This window comes from Maribacter luteus (genome assembly GCF_009674825.1).
In the GTDB taxonomy this organism is placed as follows: Bacteria; Bacteroidota; Bacteroidia; order Flavobacteriales; family Flavobacteriaceae; genus Maribacter_A; species Maribacter_A luteus.
In genome coordinates this window covers 1-23929 of record NZ_WKJH01000004.1, presented here as the reverse complement: position 1 = coordinate 23929, position 23929 = coordinate 1, and the positions used below count along the sequence as shown (strand labels likewise).

Sequence of the window (23929 nt, the reverse complement as noted above, 5' to 3'; positions counted from 1 at the left end):
TGAAGGTTATGGCCTATTTAATTTCACTTCTTTTCATAATTCACGTAGTACCTCCAGTAACTCAAAGCCCCTAAAACGAGAACCCCAAAAACAGTATACCAAATGAATACCGGGGTAATTACTTGGGCTCCGCTAGCATAACTGTGTAGGCCAACAAGATAGAAATTAACCCCAAAATAGGTCATCATTATGCTTCCGAAAGCCACAACGCTTAAGAAATTGAAAAGCCATCTACCTCTCATACCCGGCACCAATCGGGCATGTATGACAAAGGCATAGACCATTATCGAAATCAATGCCCATGTCTCTTTGGGGTCCCATCCCCAATATCTACCCCAACTTTCATTGGCCCACTGGCCACCAAGGAAGTTACCGATCGTCAGCATTACCAAACCTACCATTAATGCAAGTTCGTTAATAATCGTCAATTCCTTTAAACTCAGCTGCATCCGTTTTTTGTTCTTTTTATTGGTAAGGATGATCAAAATGAGGGAAACGACCCCCAATATCATACCAACGGTCAAAGGACCATAGCTACCCACGATTACGGCAACATGGATCATAAGCCAATAACTATCAAGTACAGGGACCAAATTTGCAATTGAAGGGTCTACCCAACTTTGGTGCGCTATCCATAATAACATCGAGGTTACAAAAGCTGATGAAGCAATGGTCATATCACTTTTTCGACCTAGGAGCAGTCCCATACCCATAGTGGCCCATGAAACATAAAGAATACTTTCATAGGCATCACTCCACGGTGCATGTCCCGAAATATACCATCGCAATACCAAACCGGCAGTATGCCACAAGAATAGGATAATGATCGTTCCTTTAAAGAAATAGGTTCCTATTCGCCAAATTTCCCTATCCTTGAAAATCTGAAAAATCAAGATAAAGAACATTAAAACACCTACCAGTACATAAACCTTATACAGGTGGTTGAAAATATTGAGTTTATTATATACGACTTCGGTATTTATCTTGTTCTCGTTAGGTAAAACCTCCCCACCATGGTTGGTTTGGTTTTGTTTGAAGGCCGCCAATAACTTATCGGCCTCTGTATAATCCCCTGATTCCCTCGCCTTATTCAAAGACATGAAATAATAAGGTAGAGCGTTCTTTATGAAATTGGCATAAAGTGAATCGGCAACCTGATATTGTCCGCCACGATATTCAATTGCTGACACCCATTTATTGTTTTCATCGTTCAGGAGGGGGAATATTTTTAAAATCTGTCCACTTAAAGCCTGATCCAATAGACTTAAGCGAATATTGGCATCCTTAAAATCCTGTTCAAACTTGTTCGGGTTGCTCTTCGTGGTAGCTTCCCTTAAATAGGGTTCTAATTTGTACTGTCCCTTTTCATTGAAGAAATCTAAGGCTTTTACGTATTTTTTCCCTTTTGGTACACCTATGATCTTTCGAATACTATCGTTTTGGGTTTTCTTATCAAGTGCCATGAACTCTACGTTGTACCATAACGCAGGGTTCATCATCATGGAAAGAAATACCTGATCGGAATTCATGCCTTGATACTTATCCTTTAAGCTCAATTTCCGCAGTAATTCGGATGAAAAGGTATTGATGGGTTTCATTCGGCCACCTTCATCCTGTACCACCAACTTTCCAAAACGTTCTGCATGGTCGGCATCAATGATGCTAGCCATAAGTATCGAATCTATTTGATGTGGTGTAGGTGCCGCTGAATGGTCATGTCCGTCATGTTCGTTATGTTCTTGGGCAAGTGATCCCAGTGTGAATCCAAAAACCAAAAGTATGGTCAAGGCTGCTTTTTTGGCTTTCAACTTATCCAATGATTCGGCCAAATCCTTAAAACGGGTTTTCCCAAAGAACATAATGCCCATTAATCCTGCATATAAGAGGAAATATCCTATGTAGGTTATCCAAGTACCCCAAAAATCATGATTTACCGAAAGCGTGGTTCCACGTTCATCGGGATCAAAACCAGATTGGAAAAAACGATACCCCCTGTGGTCCAAAATATGGTTCATATAAATATCATAATCGAAAGGACGTTCGTCCTCAACGGTCACCTTACTCATAAAAGATGCATATCCTCTTTCCGTGCCTGGGTATTTTTCCGCGATAAAGTCATTTAATTTTATACTAAAAGGAAGTTCATGCACCTTTGATCCATAGGCCATGGAAAAAACCAAACCACCGACATTTATTTTATCCGAAAAATTAGATGAGCCCCTACCCCCCAATAATTTTTGCTGCACGGTTTCCCCATTGGTACTGACTTCAACCACCAATGCGTCTTGACTCATTGGTGTCACTTCCTCTTCCGGAATCTTGACAATATCATAAGTTCCTCGGATTATGGGTTCAGGGATTACGAATTGCATTCCGGCCGTAGTGTACAGTGAACGTAACATTAGTGTTTGCAAACTATCCTTGATCAAGACTCCTTGCATTTGGTCTGCCATGCGCATATAATTCCCCTCGAAAGGCGATTTGATTTGATAGTTGCCATCATTTTCAAAAATATTAATAGCACCTTCTGTCTCTTTGTTCAAGGATATTAAAATATTATGGATATTGGCTACCTGTCCATTTTCAAGAAAATGTTCATGTCGTTGGCCTTCACCGGCTTCCACGATTTTAAGGTATTCCTTTCCATTTTCATCATGAACCAGACCTTTTTCGGCACCTTTAATAAAACCGACATAAGAAATAGTTAAGGGTTGCCCATTGAAATCATTGTTCCAAGGCAGGTTGGATTTTAAGGCTTCCGGAGTTACTATAAGATCATCTTCCAACGTTTTTCTGCGAGGTTCCCCATTTATCTCCCCATCGATATTCACGGTTAAGTACGTCTTGTCCGAATAGAAAACCTTTTCAGAATTTCCTTCCCGTATAGGCATCATCCCCTCAAAACTGATATATCGTGTAACAAAAGCACCAAGTATGATCAGGATCCAAGAAAGGTGCAACATCAATACTGCCCATTTTTCTTTTCGCAAAAGTCTGTATTTGGCAATATTTCCTATGAAATTGATAACAAAGAAAACCATGATCAACTCGAACCAGGTGGTATTATATATCCAAATTCTGGCTGTTTCCGTGCTGTACCAACTTTCTATAAAGGTACCAAAGGCCATCGCCGTAGCAAAAACGATGAACAATACCGCCATTAAACGGGTTGAGAAGAATATTTTCTTGAACAGATCTTTCATAAGCGCATCATACCTAATTATCCACAGTGGGCAAAAATAAGGTATTTTATATTCAATGAAAGGCTTTTAACAAAGCCCTGAATCTTTTACGTGCCATGATAATGAAAAACAGATACAAAGAAGTATGCATCGTAACGATTTACCGGTAATTTGAACCGGATTTAGCACTGCGATACTTATTAAAATGCTTTAACAAGATTGATTATATCACTATTTTCGCATTATGATCAGAATCGTAATCCTAGGAACGGGGAATGTTGCCAAACATTTATTGGGGGCTTTTAAAAAAGCCAAGGATGTAGAGGTTGTGCAGGTTTATGGTCGAAAAAATAGTGTTTTAGAAAGCTTAGGTTCGGATTATCAAACAACCACGGAAGTTTCATCCTTAAAACAGGCAGATATTTATATCCTGGCCATAAGTGACGATGCGATTTCCGAAGTTTCCAAACAGTTGGATTTAAAGGCGGGACTTGTCGTTCACACTTCTGGTAGTGTGCCGTTAGCGGCCTTATCAAAGAAAACGAAACGAGGTGTTTTTTATCCTTTGCAAACCTTTAGTCTTGACAGAAAGGTTGATTTCGCCGAAATCCCCATTTGTATAGAATCGGAGAATGAAGCTGACACCGGTATTTTAAAGCAATTGGCCTCAGCTATATCCAAAAAGGTCGAATACATGGATTCTGACCAGAGAAAAGCCTTGCATCTGGCAGCGGTAATGGCCAACAATTTCACGAACCACATGTACTATTTATCGAGCGAGTTTTGTTCGCAAAACAATGTGCCGTTCAGCTTACTGCATCCATTGATCCAGGAAACCGCCAAAAAAATAGAGGATCTATCCCCATATGATGCACAAACCGGTCCCGGAAGGCGAAACGACCGTGGAACCTTAAAAAAGCAGAAGGCACAATTAAAAAGTAAAAGGCATAAAAAAATATATTCACTTTTGAGTAAATCAATTCGAAAAACCTATGGAAAAAAGTTATAAGCAATATTTAAAGGATATCACCACTTTTGTTTTTGATGTAGATGGTGTTTTTACCGATGGTACCGTTCAGGTGACCTCTCAAGGTGAATTATTGCGTAGGATGAGTGTTAAAGATGGTTTTGCACTTAAGACAGCTGTTAAGAAGGGCTATAATGTTTGTATTATAACCGGGGGAACCAATGAAGGGGTTAAATCACGATTGAAAGGATTGGGAGTAACTACATTTTATATGGGTGCACATAATAAGGCCGAACCCTTGGGTGAATACTTGGATGTTTATGGTATAAACCCTGAGAACGTATTGTATATGGGTGATGATCTTCCAGATATAGCTCCTATGAAAATGATAGCCCTACCAACCTGTCCGCAAAATGCCGTTCAGGAAGTAAAATCGGTCTGTAAATATGTTTCCCATAAAAATGGTGGTGAGGGATGTGTTCGAGATGTCCTGGAACAAGTATTGAAAGTGCGTGGCGACTGGTTCGAAGATTTTAACGAAGCCAAAGCCTAGTATATGTGGAAGGATAAGTTCTTAGGATATACGATTATTTTAGCATCAGGTTCTCCAAGAAGAAAGCAGTTTTTCGAGGATATGGGGCTTCAATTCGAAATACGATTGAAAGAGGTTGATGAAGTATATCCACAGGAATTAAAAGCAAGTGAAATATCCGATTATCTGGCCGAATTAAAAGCGAATGCCCTAAAAGACAGCCTTACCGCCAATGAAATACTGATCACTTCGGATACCGTCGTATGGCATAAGGGTGTTTCCTTGGCCAAACCAGCAGATAGTAAAGAAGCTTTTGAAATGCTGAAAGCATTGTCCAACGGTTGGCACCAAGTAATTACCTCAGTTTCTTTTACCACGAACAGTTCACAAAAGACGGTAAACCATACCACCAAAGTAAAGTTTAAGGAATTGACCGATGATGAGATCCAATATTACGTAAGGAATTTTAGGCCTTATGATAAAGCGGGAGGTTATGGAATACAAGAATGGATCGGACTTATAGGAATCGAGGAAATTCAAGGTTCTTACACTAATGTGGTAGGCTTACCCACCCAATTGGTTTACAAAACGTTAATGGATATGGTAGGTTAATCGATTTTAAGTAGTTTTATCCAAAACAAAGTGATGAAGCATTGGATAAAACTTGAATTGACCGTATTACTTTTGGCCATGTGTTGTGGTTTATTTGAATCCTGTAAAGACAAAAAATCGGAGCGGGATGCGGATATCGCCATGATAGAAACTTCAAAAAATTCAGTTTCAAACAAACCTCTTTCCAAAGAATTCAAGGACTACTGGTATGCGGGCAATGCAGAGATAACCTCTTATGATCTGGAACAAGCCAGATATGGTGAATTACGAAATGGAAAGGCAGTTTTAATTTACGTTACTGAGCCTTTTGTTGCCGATAAACAGGTAAAAGCGGATAGTAAAGACCCAAACAATATTCCTGTCCTGAAACTGAACAGTACTAAAAAATATCTTACGGGAATCTACCCCTATGCTATAATGAGCAGTAGTTTTTATCCAGTACATGACGATCAACACGCATTAAAAGTCACGTTTTCAGCACAAGAATGGTGCGGACAGGTTTTTACGCAATTGAACAATCGTGAGCAATACGATGTACGCTCATTTTCTTATTTCGAGTCGGAGGGGGACAATGAACAAAAATTAGAAAAAGAAGTCCTTGAAAACGAACTTTGGAATAAAATCAGAATCAATCCGTCTGCCTTGCCAACAGGTGAATTCAATATGATTCCTTCTTTTGAATACCTGAGAATGGCACATAAGGATTTAAGGTCTTATAAGGCCAATGCATCTTTGGACATTATAGACGGCATACAAACCTATACCATATCCTATCCTGAACTGAATAGGGTTCTGGAAATCAAATTCGGAGAGAAGTTTCCGTATACAATTGAAAGTTGGTCAGACTCCTTTAAAGGTGGGTATGGCGATTATGCCAAAACCATGGTTTCAAAAGGGACCAAGATCAAAACGATAAAGACCCCGTATTGGCAACAAAATAGAAATAAGGATTTATATTTGCGCGATACATTAGGACTATAATATGGAAGAGTTTATTGCCACCAACCAACAAGAGATTTTTGCATCGGCCATTACCCTCGTAATACTTTTGATCTTGAAATTCCTAAGTTCAAAAGCGATACGTAGAATTGGTAAGATCAGTGATCTGAACCAAGCCCGAACCCGTTTGATCATCAAATATGTATCCATAGGCCTATTTATCCTGGGCACTGGTATCATGATTTTTATTTGGGGGGTCAATTTCAAGGAAATCGGGTTGTTGTTTTCCTCTATATTCGCTGTAATCGGGGTTGCCATGTTCGCTTCTTGGTCCATTTTGAGCAATGTTACGGCAGGTATAATACTATTTTTGTCCTTTCCTTTTAAAATCGGTGATCGCATTCGTATCCTAGATGGGGATTTTCCCGAAGAAGCTGATATTATGGACATCAAGGCGTTTCATTTATACTTAAGAAAAGACAATGGGGAATTGGTTACTTACCCCAATAGCCTTATGTTACAAAAAGGGGTTGCTTTAATCGCCAAAAATACGGTTTCCGATGATGACACCCTTTAGGGTAAAGGCTGTTAAAGAAATGTAAATTTTCCCGGTTGCCTGTGTTTCTTTATATCTTTATGATCCAACTAAATTTTTATTATGCGAAATTACTTGGCCTCCTTCATAGGAATCCTTCTATTTATAAACACCTCTTATTCCCAAGTTCCCACAAAGAATTCTTCTTCAGATATCTATCATGCCATTCAAAAATTGAATTTTTTGGGTTCCGCATTATATATAGCCGCACATCCCGATGATGAAAACACAAGGCTGATTTCGTATCTATCAAATGAAGTTAAAGCACGAACCGCTTATTTATCATTGACCCGTGGAGACGGGGGTCAAAATCTAATCGGTCCTGAACTTCGAGAGCTTTTAGGGGTTTTACGAACGCAGGAACTTTTGGCAGCACGCCGCGTTGATGGCGGACAACAGTTTTTTTCCCGTGCGGTTGATTTCGGATATTCCAAACACCCGAACGAAACCCTTAAAATATGGAATAAGGATAGTGTACTTAGTGATGTAGTTCGGATGATCCGAAAATTTAAACCCGATGTGATTATTAATAGGTTCGATCACAGGTCACCGGGAACTACCCATGGTCATCATACATCTTCGGCCATGTTGAGTTTTGAAGCTTTTGATTTGGCCTCTGATCCTACATCCTATCCCAATCAATTGAATGATTTAAAAACTTGGCAACCCAAAAGGTTGTTTTTCAATACCTCCTGGTGGTTTTACGGTAGTGAAGAGAAATTCAAGGCCGCGGATAAGTCGAACATGCTTAGTTTCGATATTGGCGTTTACTATCCCATGCTTGGCGTTTCGAACAATGAAATTGCCTCCTTGGCGAGTAGCCAACACCGCTGTCAAGGCTTTGGTCGACTAATGACCCGGGGCACCCAAAATGAGTATATTGAATTATTGAAAGGCAATATGCCTGCCGATAAAAACAATGTTTTCGATGGTATAGATACCACATGGTCTCGAGTTGAAGGTGGAGAAGCTATCGGTGCGATTTTATATGAAATTGAAAAAAATTACAATTTCAAAAATCCGTCAGCACATATAAAAGAACTTATAAAGGCTTATCAATTGTTACAGGAAATTCCTGACACCTATTGGAAAGAGATCAAATCGGAAGAACTGAAAGACATCATAACCACGATTTCAGGTTTATATTTAGAGGCTTCATCCAAAGATGCCATGGCCATTCCAGGGAGTACGGCAGAAATAAATATCGAGGTCGTTAATCGTAGTAGTTCCGATATCAAACTTAAATCCGTTGTAATCAGTGATTTAGTCTCGGCGGATAAGGATATAAACCTTACCGATAATGATAAGCAAGAATTTAAGGTTCAATTAAATATTCCTGATGACATTTCTTATACAAGCCCGTATTGGTTAAATAAAAAAGGAACTTTAGGCATGTACACGGTAGAAGACCCTGATTTAATCGGTAACCCTGAAACACCACCGGCTTTCCATGCGGTTTTCAATTTAGAGATAGAAGGTTACCCGATTGCAATTGACAAACCCGTTATTCATAGGTATTCCAAGCCTGATCATGGCGAATTATACCATCCTTTTGATATTCTACCAGTAGCTACGGCTAGTTTTCAAGACAAGGTTATGATCTTTGCCGACGGTAAACCTAAAAAAGTACCTGTTTCCATTAAGGCCCATAGGGATAATATCAAAGGTGAAATTGAATTATGTTATTCCAAAGGCTGGATAGTGGACAAAGAAAGTAAACCTTTTGAAATCAAAAATAAAGGGGATGAACAAATTGTGTTTTTTGAATTGACCCCTCCGGAAAGCGAGGATGAAAGTTTTATTTCGCCCATTATTAAAGTCGATGGAAAAGAATTGTCGAAAGAGTTGGTCACCATAGCCTATGACCATATCCCCACCCAATCGGTCTTGTTACCTACAGAAGCAAAAGTAGTTCGTTTGAATATCAAAAAAGTAGGGGAACATATAGGTTATATCGTAGGTGCAGGTGATGACGTACCTAAAAGTCTTGAGCAAATTGGCTACCAAGTACATACCATTGATCCAAATTCAATAAATGCGGAGACTTTAAGCAAGTATGGTGCGATTGTTGTGGGCATACGGGCGTATAATGTAGTACCTGAATTAAAGTTCAAACAGAAATATTTATTCGATTATGTTAAGAAGGGTGGTAACTTAATTTTGCAGTACAATACAGCAGGTAGATGGGACAAACAATACGAGGATATTGCCCCTTTTCCGCTAAAATTATCAAGGGAACGGGTTACCAATGAGGATTCAGAAGTTGAAATAATCGGGAAAGATCATGAATTGGTCAATTATCCCAATAAAATAACGAATGATGATTTTAAAGGATGGGTACAGGAAAGGGGACTGTACTTCCCTAGTGAATGGGATTCCAAGTTCACCCCTATCCTATCGATGCATGATGAAGGGGAAACAGCAAAAGAAGGAAGCCTATTAATAGCGCCTTATGGAAAAGGGAACTATATTTATACAGGTTTGAGTTTTTTCAGGGAATTGCCTGCAGGCGTACCCGGAGCTTATAAATTATTTGCCAATATGTTATCTATTGGAAAGAGTGACGTAAAACAAAAAACACCTATAAAAGGTTGATTATGAACAACAAACTAGAATGGAAAAAGGAATATACCTTGGTTTTGGTATTGAATGCCATCTATATCTTGCTTTTTAGTTATCTTATGACAGCTTTTATGTAATATGGGGACATTAGATTGGATCATTCTTTCAGGAACGCTTTTATTCATTGTTGGCTATGGGGTCTGGAAAACCCGTGGCAGTAAAGACGTTGATGATTATGTAAGGGGTGGGAGCCAATCTAAATGGTGGACGATCGGACTTTCGGTCATGGCGACACAGGCCAGCGCCATTACGTTCTTATCCACTCCAGGCCAAGCCTTTCATGATGGTATGGGGTTTGTCCAGTTCTATTTTGGACTTCCTTTGGCCATGATCATCATATGCCTTGTTTTTGTTCCCATCTATCACAAATTAAAGGTTTATACCGCTTACGAATTTTTAGAAAATAGATTTGATCTTAAAACCCGATCTTTGGCGGCCATTCTGTTTTTGGTGCAACGTGGTTTGGCAGCGGGGATTACCATTTTTGCACCGTCCATTATTTTGTCCGCCGTTCTTGGGTGGGATTTACGAACCTTGAATATTATCATTGGCACATTGGTTATTATTTACACCGTATCCGGAGGTACCAAGGCCGTTAGTGTGACCCAAAAACAACAGATGTTCATTATCATTACCGGTATGTTCATGGCCTTTTTCTTTATCCTAGGCTATTTACCCAATGATATTGGATTTGAAAAAGCACTTAAAATTGCTGGTGCTAGTGATAAACTTAATATTCTTGACTTTAGCTTCAATACTAAAAGTAGATATACGTTTTGGAGCGGTATCACCGGCGGATTGTTTTTGGCCTTGGCCTATTTTGGAACTGACCAAAGTCAAGTACAACGTTATTTATCAGGTAAATCGGTACGGGAAAGCCAATTAGGCCTTGTTTTCAACGGGATTTTTAAAATTCCCATGCAGTTCTTCATTTTATTGGTAGGGGTCATGGTCTTTGTTTTTTATCAGTACAATCCCTCTCCCCTTAACTTTAATCCTGCGGCAACCAGTAGTGTTATGAATTCGGATTATGCCGACGATTACAAAGTTTTACAACAACGACAAATTGAATTGGAATCTGAAAAGATTATAGCCCAGAACAAATATGCCATTGCGTTGGATTTAAAAGAATATACGGCGATAGAGGCGGCCAAGATGCAGATTATCGGCATAAACAAAAAAGATAGCACCAATAGGGTCGCAGCCAAGGCGTTGATCAAATTATCCGATGATTCAATTGAAACCAATGATAAGGATTATGTTTTCATCCATTTTATATTGAACAATCTACCGAGAGGGCTCATAGGATTATTGTTGGCGGTAATTTTATCGGCGGCCATGTCTTCTACGGCTTCGGAACTTAACGCATTGGGAACCATAACGGCCTTGGATCTTTATAAAAGGAGGAAAAACAATAACAATTTCTCTGATAAACACTATGTTCGTGTTTCAAAGGGGTTTACCCTGCTATGGGGAATAGTGGCCATTGTTATCGCCTGTATCGCCCACCTTTTCGATAATCTGATCCAATTGGTGAATATTATAGGTAGTATATTCTATGGTAATGTTCTTGGTATCTTCCTTTTGGCATTTTTCTTTAAATACGTAAAAGGTAATGCCGTATTTATTTCAGCGATACTAACGCAGACATTGGTTTGCATTACCTATTACAACCTGATCTATATTTACCCTGAAGGACAGGAAAAATTAGGTTATTTATGGTTGAACTTTATTGGTGCGGCATTGGTCATTCTTTTCTCTTTTGTATTTGAAGCTTTTGATAGATTGTTGAAAAAACCACCCATACAAACCTAAATGGGTTTTAAAACCAACACCGGATATTATCTGGGATAAACGATTTAGTTTTTAGAAACTACCTCAGTGGTTTGATGATATAACTGAAAGATAAATTTTCAGGTTGGATCTGGTATTCATCCAATGCCATTAACCCCCAACTATTATCACCACCAACACCCATTTGCTTATAATCGATGTTGATATTGATCAAATCGCGTTCTACAATATCTATGGTATGTCTTTGTTGTTTACTTTCCCCCGCATCAAAATCTGAATTGTATTGGTGATGGGCACTGAAATCGAATAAATCTAGGGTATAAACCTGAATACCTGCCCCGTTGGCATTTTTGAATGTGACCCAACGTACATCGGAACGGTTTCCATTTTCCTGAGGCCTGATATACGGGTAGTATAGGTCATCTACCTTTGCTCCATATTTTCCGACCAAAGCTGCGGTTTTACGGTCTTGATAGTTTTCAAACGGACCCCTACCATACCAGTTTACATTTTCATATTCCTTCTTTATTATGAAATTATTGCCGAACCTTGGTAATACCGGTAAATCTTTCGAAATATTCGATAGTTTTGTGGTAACCCTGATTTCTCCTTTGTCATTGATATCATAGGTAAGTCCTACCCCACCCTGCACACTAGGAAGGGTATATTCCGTAGTAATATGAATAGTACCATTATCGATTTTAAAAGGGGTTTCATTCAATTCCAGAACATCCAAAGAACCATTTTCAGAACTTAAGTCCAGTGTGGTTTTCCCTAATTCCTGATTTGCCGTAGCATCTTTCCAAACCTTCAGTTTTTTTGGCATATCATACCCAAAGTCATTATCGGTAGTCGCCCTCCAAAAATTGGCGGTAATGCCTTTTACCAATATATTACCGTTACCATAGTCAATTGACGTTAATTCCCCTTTTTCAGAATTGAACTGCACTTCAAAGCCATTACCCAATATGGTAACCACTTTTTCTTTAGAGTAAATCTCTAGTCCACCATTGCTATTGGTGGTTGTAAAAGTATCCGGAATAAAATCGGATAATTGAAATTGCTCATAGGCGACTATATGATTTTTTGGAACTAAAGGAGTTGTTTCTCGGGTATACGCATAGAGGTTTAAGAAATATTCCCCTTCGCCCGTATTCAATTTAGGTAAGGCGATGTTTATCCTTTTTGAATCCCCCGGAAGTATATCCAATGTAGGTAGATCCCCTTTCGCGATTTCAAGGCCATTCTTGAACAATTTCCAACGGAAGGCAAATTGATTCAGGTTGATGAAATCGTAGTCATTTTTAATGGTAATATCCCCGATTTCGGCATTGGTTGCTTTGAACTTCACATATTGATACACCTTTTTGACCTCATGTAAAGAAGGGTGTGCCGTTCTATCGGGATTTACCAATCCGTTTAAGCAAAAATTACCATCGTTCTGAAAATCCTTTCCACCTAAATCACCCCCATAAGCCCAGTATTCTTCTCCGTCTTCCGATTTTGTCAATAAACCTTGATCTACCCAATCCCAAATAAATCCACCTTGTAAAACATCATATTTTTCGATAACATCCCAATATTCTTGCAGGTTGCCAACACTATTCCCCATGGCATGTGCATATTCACATTGTATCAAAGGCCTTTTGGGATTGTTCTCCGCATAGGCTATCATATTGGGAATTCGCATATACATCGGTGCTTGGATATCGGTGTTTTCATAGGAAGTAGCACCTTCATACTGTACGGGCCGGGTTTTATCATGGGATTTCAACCAATCATAGGTTGCGAAGAAATTAGCTCCGTTACCGGACTCATTACCCAATGACCATGTAATGATACTAGGATGGTTTTTATCCCTTTCGAACATTCGAATGGTTCGATCTAAATGCATGGCCTTCCATTGGGGAAGATACGCAGGATGTATTTTTTGGACTTCCAAATTTTCATCAAGACCTTGGTTGGTGGCTCCCATTCCGTGTATTTCTATATTGGCCTCATCAATAACATAAAACCCATAGGTATCACACATCCTATAAAAATGGGGGTTCTTTGGATAGTGACTACATCTAATGGCATTGAGGTTGTTCTGTTTCATTAGTTCAAGGTCCTTAAAAGTGAGCTTCTCGCTAACCACATGCCCCGTTTTATCATTATGGTCATGCAGGTTTACCCCTTTTAATAAAACGGCCTTCCCGTTGACCAAAAATTGGTTGTTTTTGATTTCAATTTTCCTGAAACCAACTTTAATGGACGTAGTTTCCAAAACAGTACCATCTTCTTTGAGCAGGCTGATTAATAAGGTATAAAGATTTGGGGTTTCTGCATTCCATGTCTTTACATTGGGAATGGCTTTCGTGAAATCCATTGATATACCCCCTTCCCTATCTTCCACTTTTTTTGCCTCATTATATACTTCGATATCGCCATCCAATAATTGTATTTCCGTTAGAAGGGGTACATTTTTTGAAGCATTTTTTAACGCCAATTGTACTTCTAAATGGCCATTGCTGTAATCATCGGTTAAATCCGAAATCACTTTTATATCCTTTAGGGTCGTTTTGTTCGTGGCATATACATAAACATCCCGATCAATTCCACTTAACCGCCAAAAATCCTGATCTTCGAGATAACTGGCATCTGACCAACGTAATACCTGAATGGCAATGGAATTTTTTCCTACCTGTACATATTCAGTGATATTATAGGCAGCGGGAGTCTTACTGCCTTCATTGTAGCCTACTTTTTTACCATTTACCCAAATGTACATGGCACCGCTAACGCCTTCAAAATGAAGATAGATATCCTTATCGTCCCAAGTTTCCGGTATCGCGAATTCCCGCACATAACTACCTACGGGATTTATTTCATGTGGAATATAGGGTGGATTGGCAGGAAACATATACGTTATGTTCGTGTAAAAAGGAATGCCATGGCCTTGAATTTCCCAATTGGATGGCACTTGAATGGAATCCCAACCCCGTAGGTCAAAATTTTCCTTGAAGAATTCCGTTGGGCGCTTCGTTGGGTTTTCTGCATAATAAAACTTCCATGTGCCGTTCAAGGATTTGTACAATGGGGAGTTTTCCCAGCTGTCGTTTTCAAGGGCATCTTCAATACTCGTATACCGGTAAAAAGATGCGGATGGGGCTTCACGGTTTATTTGGAAGACCTCTGGGTTTTCCCATTCAGGATTTTCCCAAATTTCAGCCGTATATTCTGGCTTTTCAATAGACTGGTTACAAGAAATAGTTGTAAAAAAAATAGCGAGGTAATAGAAACATTTATGCATGGTTTTCTATGGAATGGTGGTTATATAAAAGTACTAGATCCCATCACATTTATATCCATAAAAGCATAAAAAAACCCTGCCGAAAAGGACAGGGTTTCTTAAAATCATATAAAGTGGATTTTACATACCACCCCACTCTTTTAAAGAGTCTTTGTTCATTTTAACGTAATCTGCATTACCGGCTTCTTCTGCTGCTGCCAAAGATTTTTTTGCAGTAGCTATTGCCGCTTTTTTATCACCGGACTTTGCCTGGATCAACGATTGTTGCCTTAATTGCCAGAAAGCAGGTTTTTCGGTCATTGACATGGCTTTATCCATCCATTCCTTGGCCTTGTTTATGTCTTTCCCTTCACTTGAGTAATATACGGCAGCTGCATAGTAATCTCCCGCACTTGGACCACCTAAGGCCCTTTCAATATCTTTTTCAACTGCCACGTCAGTAGGTACCTCAAAAGGAACTGCTACATATACATTTTCCCACATTAAACCAAGATTTGCAGAACTAGAGGTCAAATCATCAATGGTAATCGTAAAGCTTTCTATGGTAGTCCCTTCAGGCATAGGAAATACCTGTGCCGTCGTTTTTGCAACAACTTTGTTATCATCCCAATCCCTTGGTGTGCCACCACCTTGTGTGTCTGTATAAAAGAAAACTTCCCAAGAAGCGGTGCCCGGTTTCGTGAAAATAGAATATGTACCCGCTTTTACATCTTGTCCGGCGATTTTCACATCATCGCTAAAGGTAATCAAGGTGTACCCATTGGCTCCGGTTCTCCATAATTTGTCATAAGGCACCAAATCACCAAAGATGGTTCTACCGCGCATAGAAGGTCTGGAATACTCTACGGTCACATCTGTTAATCCTACGGTCTGTTTCAATGTTGAAGACGGACTCGCTTGTGGCGTCGTAATTTGCGCTTCCATCGAAAAGGAAACCAAAGCCACACATACTAATACTACTAGTTTTTTCATTTTGTCGTTGAATTATAGTTTTTCCAAAACTAATTATAAAGAACTGTCACATTTGTTAACAAACTCTTAAATATAAGTAAACCATACGGTCAATAGGCCAGGAAAGGTTCGGAAAGTACTTTATCACCTAAATAAACGGTGAGATAGTATACACCCGATTTTAATGTATTCAGGTATAGATTGTTGTTTTCAATATCGGCACCTAATTGAAACCTGACCATTTTCCCTGAAGTATCGAAAATTGCTTGGGCCAAAACCGATTTATCTGACAGCAGATCATAACTCAGCACTTCAGAATCATAAGTGCCATAAAGTAGCAGGCGGTCTTCTTCTTGATCATTATTTGGCGATTCTTCCTCCTCAGGGATTTCTTCCTCATTAACCTCCTCCTCTGGACTAAACTGCAAACTGTATAATGTTGGATTTAAACTTATGGATAGGTTGCTTCTTTCGAATTGTTCAGAACCGATGAAGTAACGTTGGGCACTGATTGCGGTTATCGCCTCAACTTGTGCAAAATCAATATCCAAGGAAATATGTTCTACTGTACCATCAAAAATACCCGAGGTATCTACATCCTTGATCCTTATAACGAAAGGTTGCAAAGTGTTGGAATAGGCAGAGAACAATAAGTCATTGTTAAGTTCATTGTATGTGGCCCCTGTAACCAATCCGTTTACCTGATACGAATCCATTCTTTTTGCCAAATGGTTCCCCGGTTCCTTGGGCACACTGTAACCTACCGTCCCCTGTGTTACCCATTGTTTCGTAAAGATCCATAATTCATTGTTCACAACGGTCAATGCTTCTGCATCCCAGTCACTTTCCCCATTATCATCAAAGTTTTCCTGGTCTTCAAACGCAAAAGAAATGATTTCTGCATTTACTTCATCCTGGCCGATAAAGTCACCCTTCAAGATTTTATATATGACCAGATCCTTACGCGTACCCAAATTATTACCAATATCACCAACATAGATATGGTCATCATCCTGGGTAATGTCTTCCCAATCCATATTCTCCGCATTTACTACGTTAACCCTTTTCGTTATTTGCATGGATAAGGTATCCAATACATACAAAATGGGTTCATTGCCGGAATCATTGTGTGCAATCAAATTGCCATCAAAAAAAATATGTCCTGAATATTCATTCAATTCCATTGGCAATTGCCCAACGGTCTCCGTCGAAACTTGGCCGATTACCCTAGAAAAGGTGAACATGATCAGAATAAAAAACAAACGATATCGCATAGTATCTTGGAAAACGACAATTTACGAAAATGATAACAGTATCAAATTTCTTTTTTGTTTAATCTTTCATTACATTTGTTAAACATTATTATCCATGCACCATGAAATTACATCAATTGCATTCCGGTCAAGCCCTTCCCATTACCCCTGATAGAGCGTGGGAGTTTTTATCGGATCCCAAGAACCTGGCGACGATTACGCCCGACCACATGGGATTCAATATTCTATCGGGAGCAGATAGGGAAATGTTTCCAGGACAGATCATACAGTATAAAGTAACCCCCTTCCCAGGATATTCCACACGTTGGGTAACAGAAATAACCCATGTGAAAGAAGGTGAGTATTTTGTTGATGAACAACGATTTGGTCCCTATGCCCTATGGCACCATAAACACTTTTTAAAGCAAATCCCAAATGGTGTACTCATGGAAGACATCATAGATATTAAACTCCCTTTTGGCTTACTGGGACGTTTGGCCTACCCGATGATAAAGGGGCAATTGAAAACCATATTCGCTTATAGGGAACAGAAGCTTACCGAGCTCTTTGGTAAGATGAAGGGTGAAGCTAATTTTTTGAACATTAAAACGATTTAAAAATGAAAAATATTCTACTAATAGGTGGATCTCATGGCATAGGACTGACATTGGCAAGGTTACTTCATGAAAACCACAATGTTTATATTGCTTCCCGAACCTGGGAGGTAACCGATCTACCTAACATAAAACACATTCCGTTCGATGCGCTTACCGATGCATTGGACACTTCAATATTGCCCGAGCAATTGAACGGACTTGTTTACTGTCCGGGCAGTATTAACCTTAAACCCTTTAAAATGCTCTCGGTCGATACTTTTAAGGAAGATATGCAGTTGAACTTTTTTAGTTTGGTAAATGTGGTGAAAGATGTTTTACCGAAATTGGCCGATGGTTCAAGTATCGTTTTTTTCAGTACGGTGGCCGTACAGACAGGAATGCCTTTTCATACCAGTGTAGCTGCTGCGAAAGGAGCCATAGAAGGTTTTACAAAATCCTTGGCCGCTGAATATGCACCTAGGATACGGGTAAACGCCATTGCACCTTCCCTTGTGGATACCCCCTTGGCCGCTCGATTGTTGAACAATGATAAAAAGAAGGAAATGATGGCACAAAGACACCCTTTGAAAAGAGTTGGGGAAGCAACCGATATGGCAAAAATAGCCCAGTTTCTTCTTAGTCCGGATAGTTCATGGATAACCGGACAGATTATTGGTGTAGATGGTGGATTATCAACCCTGAACGTAAATTAATATGGAAGAAAAAGTATCGATATTTTGGTTTCGGAGGGATTTACGCCTCGATGATAATGTGGGACTGGCCCACGCCTTGAAAAATGTTACCCATGTGCTACCCATTTTTATTTTCGATAAGGAAATTTTGCTTCAATTACCTAAAAATGATGCTCGGGTTACTTTTATACACCAAACGCTTACCCGAATTTCTGAGCGGTTAAAAAAGGATTTCAATAGTTCATTGGGCATTTATCATGGGCAACCTTTGGAAGTTTTCGAATCTATCTACAAGGATTTCAATATAGAAGCGGTGTATACCAACCACGACTATGAGCCTTATGCCATAAAACGTGATAAACGTATACAGGAGTTCCTTGAAAGTAAGTCCATCACTTTCCATACCTACAAGGACCAGGTTATTTTCGAGAAGGAAGAAATTGTCAAAAACGATGGTGACCCCTATGTGGTCTATACGCCGTACAAGAACAAATGGAAAGAAAAATTCAATTCAAGTGCACTATCAAAGCAAATAAAAGACCATAAGTTACCCCATAACTTTATTGCAAATAAAAATCTTCCATTTCTGACCTTAGAGCAAATAGGTTTTGAAACTTCTGATATAAAAGTACCTGATTTTACCACCTCTGATAACCTGATAGACAATTATGAAGCGACGAGGAACTTTCCGGGAATAGACAATGGAACCTCAAGGATTGGCCCACATTTACGATTTGGAACGGTCTCCATCAGAAAAATTGTAACGAAAGCCATCGCTTCAAAAAATGAGGTTTTTTGGAACGAACTGATTTGGCGCGAATTCTTTATGCAGATCCTTTGGCACTTTCCCCACACCATAAACAACGCTTTTAAGCCCAAATATGACCGTATTCCTTGGCGCAACAATATGGAAGAATTCGAAAAATGGAAACATGGGCAAACAGGTTATCCATTGGTAGATGCCGGAATGCGCGAATTGAATGCAACGGGATATATGCACAATCGGGTACGTATGCTGGTCGCCAGTTTTCTCTGTAAGCATTTGTTGATCGATTGGCGATGGGGAGAGGCTTATTTCGCTGAAAAATTGTTGGACTTTGAACTGAGTTCCAATGTGGGCAATTGGCAATGGGCAGCTGGTAGCGGTGTAGATGCCGCCCCTTATTTCCGTATTTTCAATCCCACCACACAGATCGATAAATTCGATAAAAAACATGAGTACATCAACCAATGGGTCCCTGAACTTCAGGAACTGACCTACCCTACTAAAATGGTAGACCATAAAATGGCTAGGGAACGTTGTTTAAAGGTTTACAAAGAGGCACTTGGATAGTACATTTTTAGTATATTTATATCCAAGCAAGGAATAATTCAATAGATATTTAAATCCTTTGAAATATTCTCTCATTTAACCACCATTTACCCTTTAGTATGAAAAAACACCTCTTTGCGATTCTCGTGCTGATTTCCTTTACGGTATCGGCCCAAAAAATGAACAGTAACAAGAAGGCCTTGGTTGCCTCGGTAGAGACCCACAAAACGGAATTGATAAAAATTAGCGATTCCATCTGGGCAGCGGCCGAAACCGCTTTTGAGGAACACAAGTCATCCAAGATCTTAGCCGATTATGCCGAGAAAAACGGAATGAAAGTTGAACGAGGGGTTGCAGGTATACCCACAGCCTTTACCGCTACCTACGGGTCGGGAAAACCGGTGATCAGTATTCTTGGGGAGTTTGATGCCTTGCCGGGAATTTCACAAAAGGCCCAGCCCACAAAAGAACCATTAAAAGAAGGTGCTGCCGGACACGGTTGTGGCCATAATCTCTTTGGAGCGGCAAGTTTAGGGGCTGCCATCGCGACCAAAGAACTTATAGAAAATGGGAAGTTGAAGGGCACCATAAAGTTTTTGGGAACCCCTTCCGAAGAAAAGTATTTTGCCAAGATCTGGATGGTTCGTGAAGGGCTTTGGGATGATGTTGATGTGAATTTAAGTTGGCACCCTTCCGCAAAAACCGAAGCGGATGTTCAAAGTTCGTTGGCCTTGGTAGATTTTAAAGTTGAATTCTATGGCCAGGCCGCACATGCCTCTGGTGACCCTTGGAACGGCCGTAGTGCTTCCGATGCCTTGGAATTGTATACGACAGGGATCAATTATTACAGGGAACATATAAAACCAACGGTGCGCATACATTACCATATTCAAGATGGCGGACAAGTGGTAAATGTGGTACCCGATTATTCCAGATTATGGGTCAGGGTTCGCGATACCAAACGAAGTGGGATGATGCCCGTTTATGAGCAGGTTAAGAAAATGGCCGAAGGGGCTGCCATCATGGCCAATGTGGATTATAAGATTTCTTTGATTTCCGGGATTTACGAAGTGCTTGTTAACCGATCAGGAGGTGAGATCATGCAAAAGAACCTCGAATTACTCGGACCTTTGACCTATACGGCCGAAGAAACCGCTTTTGGGAAGAAAATACAAGAATCGACAGGTAAGCCCCAAGTTGGTATGGATAGTCAAATTCGACCCTTGGAAGAAACCAAGGAACATCCCGGAGGTGGTTCTACCGATGTGGGCGATGTAAGTTGGAACGTACCCAATATAAACCTTGGTGTCACCGTTGCCCCAAAAGATACACCTTGGCATTCATGGGCCGTAGTTGCCTGCGGGGGAATGAGCATTGGTCATAAAGGAATGGTACATGCCGCAAAGGCTTTGGGGATGACCGCCGTTGATCTATTCGAAAATCCGAAATTGGTTCAAAAAGTAAAAGCCGAATACATAGAACGCAAAGGAAGCGAAAAATACGAGCCTATAATTCCAGATGGGCCACCACCACTAAATGGGATATAGGTTTTCTGATTAAAATTGAATCTAAACAAAATAGTATAACCATGACAACAGTAAAAATTAAACCGAACGGACCCTTATTGGTAGATGGTCAAATAACCATCATCGATGCGGATGGCAACGAAGAAACCAAGGAAAAAACGACTGCCTTTTGCCGTTGTGGTGCCTCTAACAACAAACCATTCTGCGACGGCACCCATAATAAGGTGGGTTGGAAAGACAGCTAAATAATTATGAGTAAGGCCAACCGAAAGCCTACCTATTTCCTGCCCCTATTCACCCTCATCGTTTTGATCGATTTGTATGTGGGTAGTATTGGGGATGATGCCATGCGTCATTTTACCAAACCCTTGATCTTAATCTCCCTATTGGTTTATTTTGCCATTAATGGGCGTAAACTTGGGAAACCTACCTATGGGTTAATGCTGATGGCCCTATTTTTTTCTTGGCTGGGTGATGCTTTTCTGATGTATGATGGTATTTTATCGAATTATTTCGTAGCCGGACTCCTTTCCTTTCTTTTGGCACATGTGGTATACGCCATCCTTTTCATTAGAAAGCGGAATATCCCCTTTTCAAGAGCCTTTTGGTTGGTTTTAGGTCTGTTGGTCCTTTATGGGGGTTTTCTCTTCTTTCAGATACAAGCCGGACTTGGAGCCCTTAAAATTCCCGTTATCTTTTATGTAGCCGTTATTCTCTTTATGGCTTTAGCGGCCTTTGGAAGAAAAGGCAAGGTGCCGCAATACAGTTTTAACCTGGTTTTTTGGGGAGCATTGTTCTTTATTGCCTCCGATAGTATATTGGCGATCAATAAATTTTTAATCGATGTCCCCTACTCCCACTTATTGATCATGGGTACCTATTCCACGGCACAATATTTGATTACCCAAGGTGTGCTGGATCAGGAAGACCCATAATCAGGTTTTAAAAGGATTGTGACCTCATTGATTCAACAAAAATTAGATACATTTATTTACAATAGAACATTGATGATTACTGTTATATTTCGTATCAATACGGGCACGAGCGTGACGCTCGCGCTAGCCGGGGATGCAATTCGGGTGCAAATTGATGACCTAATAGAGACAGACGACATTAATGTCTTTAATTTAAATGGATTATCAGATACTGAGATTACAAATATTATTAATGCAATAGAGAATAGAGCAACAAATGTTTTAACTAATTGGCAACCATCAAAGTTAAATTAATGAAAAAGATATATAGTATAAATTGGGATTACAATCACTCAGAAGATATGGAGAGAGATGCTTTTCATATTCCTTTTGAAAATAGTGATAAGGCTTCTACATTATTTTTGAGTTCTAGGTATAAAGATAAATTACCTGATTATATTTTGTTTAGAGCCAATTTTAATATTATACCAGAATTTGATTATCCTCTTACAGATTTAAATGTGCCTATTTTAAGTGATAGAATGATTTCAATCTTGAATGAAATAGATGATTTTGAAGCTATATTTACTAAGGTAATAATGCTTGATGATACTTATTTAGAGAGTATTTATGATGAAACAGGTAATTTAAAATCAGAAATTAAAACGGCATTAAATTATAAAGCATTAACAATAGTCAATAGAGAAGATTGTTTCGATTTTGAAAATTCAATTTATCAACCATCAGAATTGAATCCAAATAAACCAGGGTTTATTGAAAAACTCGTGTTGAAATCAACCGAATATTTACCGCCAATTTTTCGTATAAGAGAAACCCCAAGTAAACTCCTTATAACAGAAAGTGCGAAATCAGCACTTGAAAAAAATGATCTTAAGGGATGTGTTTTTGAGGAAGTAGAAACTACTTCCCCAAGGCCAATTTAGTTCCCATCTTTTATCAATTATTTAAAAATGATCTTAAAACAATTCAAACATCTTATTTTCTTTCCTCGAAAGCGTGAGCGTCACGCTCGTCTCGTCAACAATAAGCAGGTCTCGAGCAACAAAATAATGAGAAAGAATAAATAAAGAATGAACATAAAACATAAATTCAAAATGCCCCCGTTGGCGCGAATATAAAATGTAAAGGATAAAGACAAGCGTGAGTATTATACTCGTGACGAGGTAGAGTTAATAAAAATTTAATAGAAAACATGTACAGTAAAAATTGGGGATATCAAGAATTGAGGAATGATGTTGAAAATATATTCAGCAACATTTTTGCTACCCATAAATTTGCTATAACTGGTAGTACAGATGAGGTGTCCTATGTAAATTTTAAAAACCCTTTTGTTACCCTCTATATCGGCTATGATGACTCTAAAATGGTAGAGTTTATTTTTAAAACCCCAACAGGTGAAGAATACAATATTGAAACATGTTGCCTTATAAAAAATGTCCCTTATAAAACACCTATTTGTGAATTTAGAGATAGAGAATGCATTCTTAAAGGTTTAACCTATATAGAGCGTATTATCAGTAAATATTCTCAACAAGAATTACAAGGTATTTTTAATTACAAAGAAGAATACCAGCTATTAGAAGACGAACGCTATTATATTAACAAAGAAATAGCCTTTTTACCTATAGAAGATCCATTTTATCAAAAAATTAAAAACAACTATACTCCTGGAGCAAGAGTTGAATTAATGCGAGAAAAGCTTATACAAGAAAACAAATACCCTGAAAAGTTTAAAACAATTTTCTATAAGTACCTAAATACAAAACAATCATAACCTAGTAGTATGAAAAACAACTACCTATATATCATCCTAATATTTTGGTGCGGCCTTCTTAGCGCCAACGTAACCAATTCCTCCGGCTAACGCGAGTGTCAATAATAGATGTCCCCTACTCCCACTTATTGATCATGGGCACCTATGCCACGGCACAATTTTTGATTACCCAAGGTGTGTTGGTTCAGGAAAACCCATAATCAGGTTTTAAAAGGGTTGTGACCTCATTGATTCAACAAAAATTAGATATATTTATTTACAATAGAACATTGATGATTACTGTTATATATCGTAGCAATATGGCACGAGCGTGACGCTGGTGATTTAGAAACCATTATCATAAAGTAATTGAATA

19 protein-coding genes are annotated in these 23929 nt (G+C 39.1%); 15 read left to right on the top strand and 4 right to left on the bottom strand.

Annotated features, from left to right (window positions below; all coding sequences use genetic code 11):
* Positions 1–23: 23 nt before the first annotated feature.
* On the bottom strand, positions 24–3203 hold the full coding sequence (locus tag GJ691_RS06890) for a cytochrome c biogenesis protein (protein ID WP_154365188.1): 3180 nt from the start codon (positions 3201–3203) through the stop codon (positions 24–26).
* Positions 3204–3426: 223 nt separating this feature from the next.
* Here GJ691_RS06890 and GJ691_RS06885 point away from each other — a divergent pair, with 223 nt between their 5' ends.
* The 7 genes from GJ691_RS06885 to GJ691_RS06855 all read left to right on the top strand — a co-directional run bounded on the left by GJ691_RS06885 (position 3427) and on the right by GJ691_RS06855 (position 11264).
* Entirely contained in the window at positions 3427–4191 is a 765-nt protein-coding gene (locus tag GJ691_RS06885; protein ID WP_154365186.1) for a Rossmann-like and DUF2520 domain-containing protein, read from the top strand.
* Positions 4175–4702 (top strand): KdsC family phosphatase, encoded by a 528-nt coding sequence (locus tag GJ691_RS06880; RefSeq protein ID WP_154365184.1) that lies wholly within the window; start codon positions 4175–4177, stop codon positions 4700–4702. Before GJ691_RS06885 ends, GJ691_RS06880 begins: the two co-directional genes overlap by 17 nt.
* A 3-nt stretch (positions 4703–4705) precedes the next feature.
* Entirely contained in the window at positions 4706–5293 is a 588-nt protein-coding gene (locus GJ691_RS06875; RefSeq protein WP_154365182.1) for a Maf-like protein, read from the top strand.
* A 33-nt stretch (positions 5294–5326) separates the two neighbouring features.
* Positions 5327–6274 carry a septum formation inhibitor Maf gene (locus tag GJ691_RS06870; RefSeq protein ID WP_154365180.1) on the top strand — a complete coding sequence of 316 codons (948 nt, stop codon included), beginning with the start codon at positions 5327–5329 and terminating at the stop codon, positions 6272–6274.
* 1 nt (position 6275) lies between these two features.
* Positions 6276–6809, top strand: a complete 534-nt coding sequence (locus GJ691_RS06865) for a mechanosensitive ion channel family protein (RefSeq protein ID WP_154365178.1) — start codon at positions 6276–6278, stop codon at positions 6807–6809.
* Positions 6810–6890: 81 nt separating this feature from the next.
* Complete coding sequence (locus GJ691_RS06860) at positions 6891–9422, top strand: PIG-L family deacetylase (protein WP_154365176.1); 2532 nt, start codon at positions 6891–6893, stop codon at positions 9420–9422.
* Positions 9423–9527: 105 nt separating this feature from the next.
* On the top strand, positions 9528–11264 hold the full coding sequence (locus tag GJ691_RS06855) for a sodium:solute symporter family protein (protein ID WP_154365174.1): 1737 nt from the start codon (positions 9528–9530) through the stop codon (positions 11262–11264).
* Positions 11265–11322: 58 nt separating this feature from the next.
* On the opposite strand, the gene lacZ is transcribed toward GJ691_RS06855, so the two are convergent.
* The 3 genes from lacZ to GJ691_RS06840 form a co-directional block, all read right to left on the bottom strand.
* Positions 11323–14535, bottom strand: coding sequence for a beta-galactosidase, LacZ type (gene lacZ / locus GJ691_RS06850; RefSeq protein ID WP_154365171.1), 3213 nt, complete (start codon positions 14533–14535; stop codon positions 11323–11325).
* A 120-nt stretch (positions 14536–14655) separates the two neighbouring features.
* Complete coding sequence (locus tag GJ691_RS06845) at positions 14656–15507, bottom strand: DUF2911 domain-containing protein (RefSeq protein ID WP_154365168.1); 852 nt, start codon at positions 15505–15507, stop codon at positions 14656–14658.
* A gap of 89 nt (positions 15508–15596) precedes the next feature.
* Positions 15597–16760, bottom strand: a complete 1164-nt coding sequence (locus GJ691_RS06840; RefSeq protein WP_154365166.1) for a T9SS type A sorting domain-containing protein — start codon at positions 16758–16760, stop codon at positions 15597–15599.
* A 101-nt stretch (positions 16761–16861) separates the two neighbouring features.
* Between GJ691_RS06840 and GJ691_RS06835 the strand changes: the two genes are divergently transcribed.
* The 8 genes from GJ691_RS06835 (at position 16862) to GJ691_RS06800 (ending at position 23574) form a co-directional block, all read left to right on the top strand.
* A complete protein-coding gene (locus GJ691_RS06835) occupies positions 16862–17356 on the top strand; it encodes an SRPBCC family protein (RefSeq protein WP_154365164.1) in 495 nt (164 codons plus the stop codon).
* Between the two features lie 2 nt (positions 17357–17358).
* The gene (locus tag GJ691_RS06830; RefSeq protein WP_154365162.1) at positions 17359–18048 is read left to right on the top strand and encodes an SDR family NAD(P)-dependent oxidoreductase; all 690 of its coding nucleotides are present in this window, start codon (positions 17359–17361) and stop codon (positions 18046–18048) included.
* Position 18049: 1 nt separating this feature from the next.
* Entirely contained in the window at positions 18050–19360 is a 1311-nt protein-coding gene (locus tag GJ691_RS06825; RefSeq protein ID WP_154365160.1) for a cryptochrome/photolyase family protein, read from the top strand.
* Between the two features lie 98 nt (positions 19361–19458).
* Positions 19459–20886: an amidohydrolase gene (locus GJ691_RS06820; RefSeq protein WP_154365158.1), complete on the top strand. Its 1428-nt coding sequence runs from the start codon at positions 19459–19461 to the stop codon at positions 20884–20886.
* A 41-nt stretch (positions 20887–20927) separates the two neighbouring features.
* Entirely contained in the window at positions 20928–21110 is a 183-nt protein-coding gene (locus tag GJ691_RS06815) for a CDGSH iron-sulfur domain-containing protein (protein ID WP_154365156.1), read from the top strand.
* A gap of 6 nt (positions 21111–21116) precedes the next feature.
* Complete coding sequence (locus GJ691_RS06810; RefSeq protein WP_154365154.1) at positions 21117–21800, top strand: lysoplasmalogenase; 684 nt, start codon at positions 21117–21119, stop codon at positions 21798–21800.
* A gap of 293 nt (positions 21801–22093) precedes the next feature.
* A complete protein-coding gene (locus GJ691_RS06805) occupies positions 22094–22723 on the top strand; it encodes an Imm43 family immunity protein (protein WP_154365151.1) in 630 nt (209 codons plus the stop codon).
* Positions 22724–22992: 269 nt separating this feature from the next.
* The gene (locus tag GJ691_RS06800; protein WP_154365149.1) at positions 22993–23574 is read left to right on the top strand and encodes a hypothetical protein; all 582 of its coding nucleotides are present in this window, start codon (positions 22993–22995) and stop codon (positions 23572–23574) included.
* The last annotated feature ends 355 nt before the right edge of the window (positions 23575–23929 follow it).

Coding starts and splice junctions, on each gene's coding strand:
- GJ691_RS06870 (WP_154365180.1), top strand. CDS start 5,327: ATGAAGCATTGGATAAAACTTGAATTGACCGTATTACTTTTGGCCATG.
- GJ691_RS06885 (WP_154365186.1), top strand. CDS start 3,427: ATGATCAGAATCGTAATCCTAGGAACGGGGAATGTTGCCAAACATTTA.
- GJ691_RS06805 (WP_154365151.1), top strand. CDS start 22,094: ATGAAAAAGATATATAGTATAAATTGGGATTACAATCACTCAGAAGAT.
- GJ691_RS06845 (WP_154365168.1), bottom strand. CDS start 15,507: ATGAAAAAACTAGTAGTATTAGTATGTGTGGCTTTGGTTTCCTTTTCG.
- GJ691_RS06810 (WP_154365154.1), top strand. CDS start 21,117: ATGAGTAAGGCCAACCGAAAGCCTACCTATTTCCTGCCCCTATTCACC.
- GJ691_RS06890 (WP_154365188.1), bottom strand. CDS start 3,203: ATGAAAGATCTGTTCAAGAAAATATTCTTCTCAACCCGTTTAATGGCG.
- GJ691_RS06815 (WP_154365156.1), top strand. CDS start 20,928: ATGACAACAGTAAAAATTAAACCGAACGGACCCTTATTGGTAGATGGT.
- GJ691_RS06860 (WP_154365176.1), top strand. CDS start 6,891: ATGCGAAATTACTTGGCCTCCTTCATAGGAATCCTTCTATTTATAAAC.
- GJ691_RS06800 (WP_154365149.1), top strand. CDS start 22,993: ATGTACAGTAAAAATTGGGGATATCAAGAATTGAGGAATGATGTTGAA.
- GJ691_RS06880 (WP_154365184.1), top strand. CDS start 4,175: ATGGAAAAAAGTTATAAGCAATATTTAAAGGATATCACCACTTTTGTT.
- GJ691_RS06855 (WP_154365174.1), top strand. CDS start 9,528: ATGGGGACATTAGATTGGATCATTCTTTCAGGAACGCTTTTATTCATT.
- GJ691_RS06835 (WP_154365164.1), top strand. CDS start 16,862: ATGAAATTACATCAATTGCATTCCGGTCAAGCCCTTCCCATTACCCCT.
- GJ691_RS06840 (WP_154365166.1), bottom strand. CDS start 16,760: ATGCGATATCGTTTGTTTTTTATTCTGATCATGTTCACCTTTTCTAGG.
- GJ691_RS06830 (WP_154365162.1), top strand. CDS start 17,359: ATGAAAAATATTCTACTAATAGGTGGATCTCATGGCATAGGACTGACA.
- GJ691_RS06820 (WP_154365158.1), top strand. CDS start 19,459: ATGAAAAAACACCTCTTTGCGATTCTCGTGCTGATTTCCTTTACGGTA.
- lacZ (WP_154365171.1), bottom strand. CDS start 14,535: ATGCATAAATGTTTCTATTACCTCGCTATTTTTTTTACAACTATTTCT.
- GJ691_RS06825 (WP_154365160.1), top strand. CDS start 18,050: ATGGAAGAAAAAGTATCGATATTTTGGTTTCGGAGGGATTTACGCCTC.
- GJ691_RS06875 (WP_154365182.1), top strand. CDS start 4,706: ATGTGGAAGGATAAGTTCTTAGGATATACGATTATTTTAGCATCAGGT.
- GJ691_RS06865 (WP_154365178.1), top strand. CDS start 6,276: ATGGAAGAGTTTATTGCCACCAACCAACAAGAGATTTTTGCATCGGCC.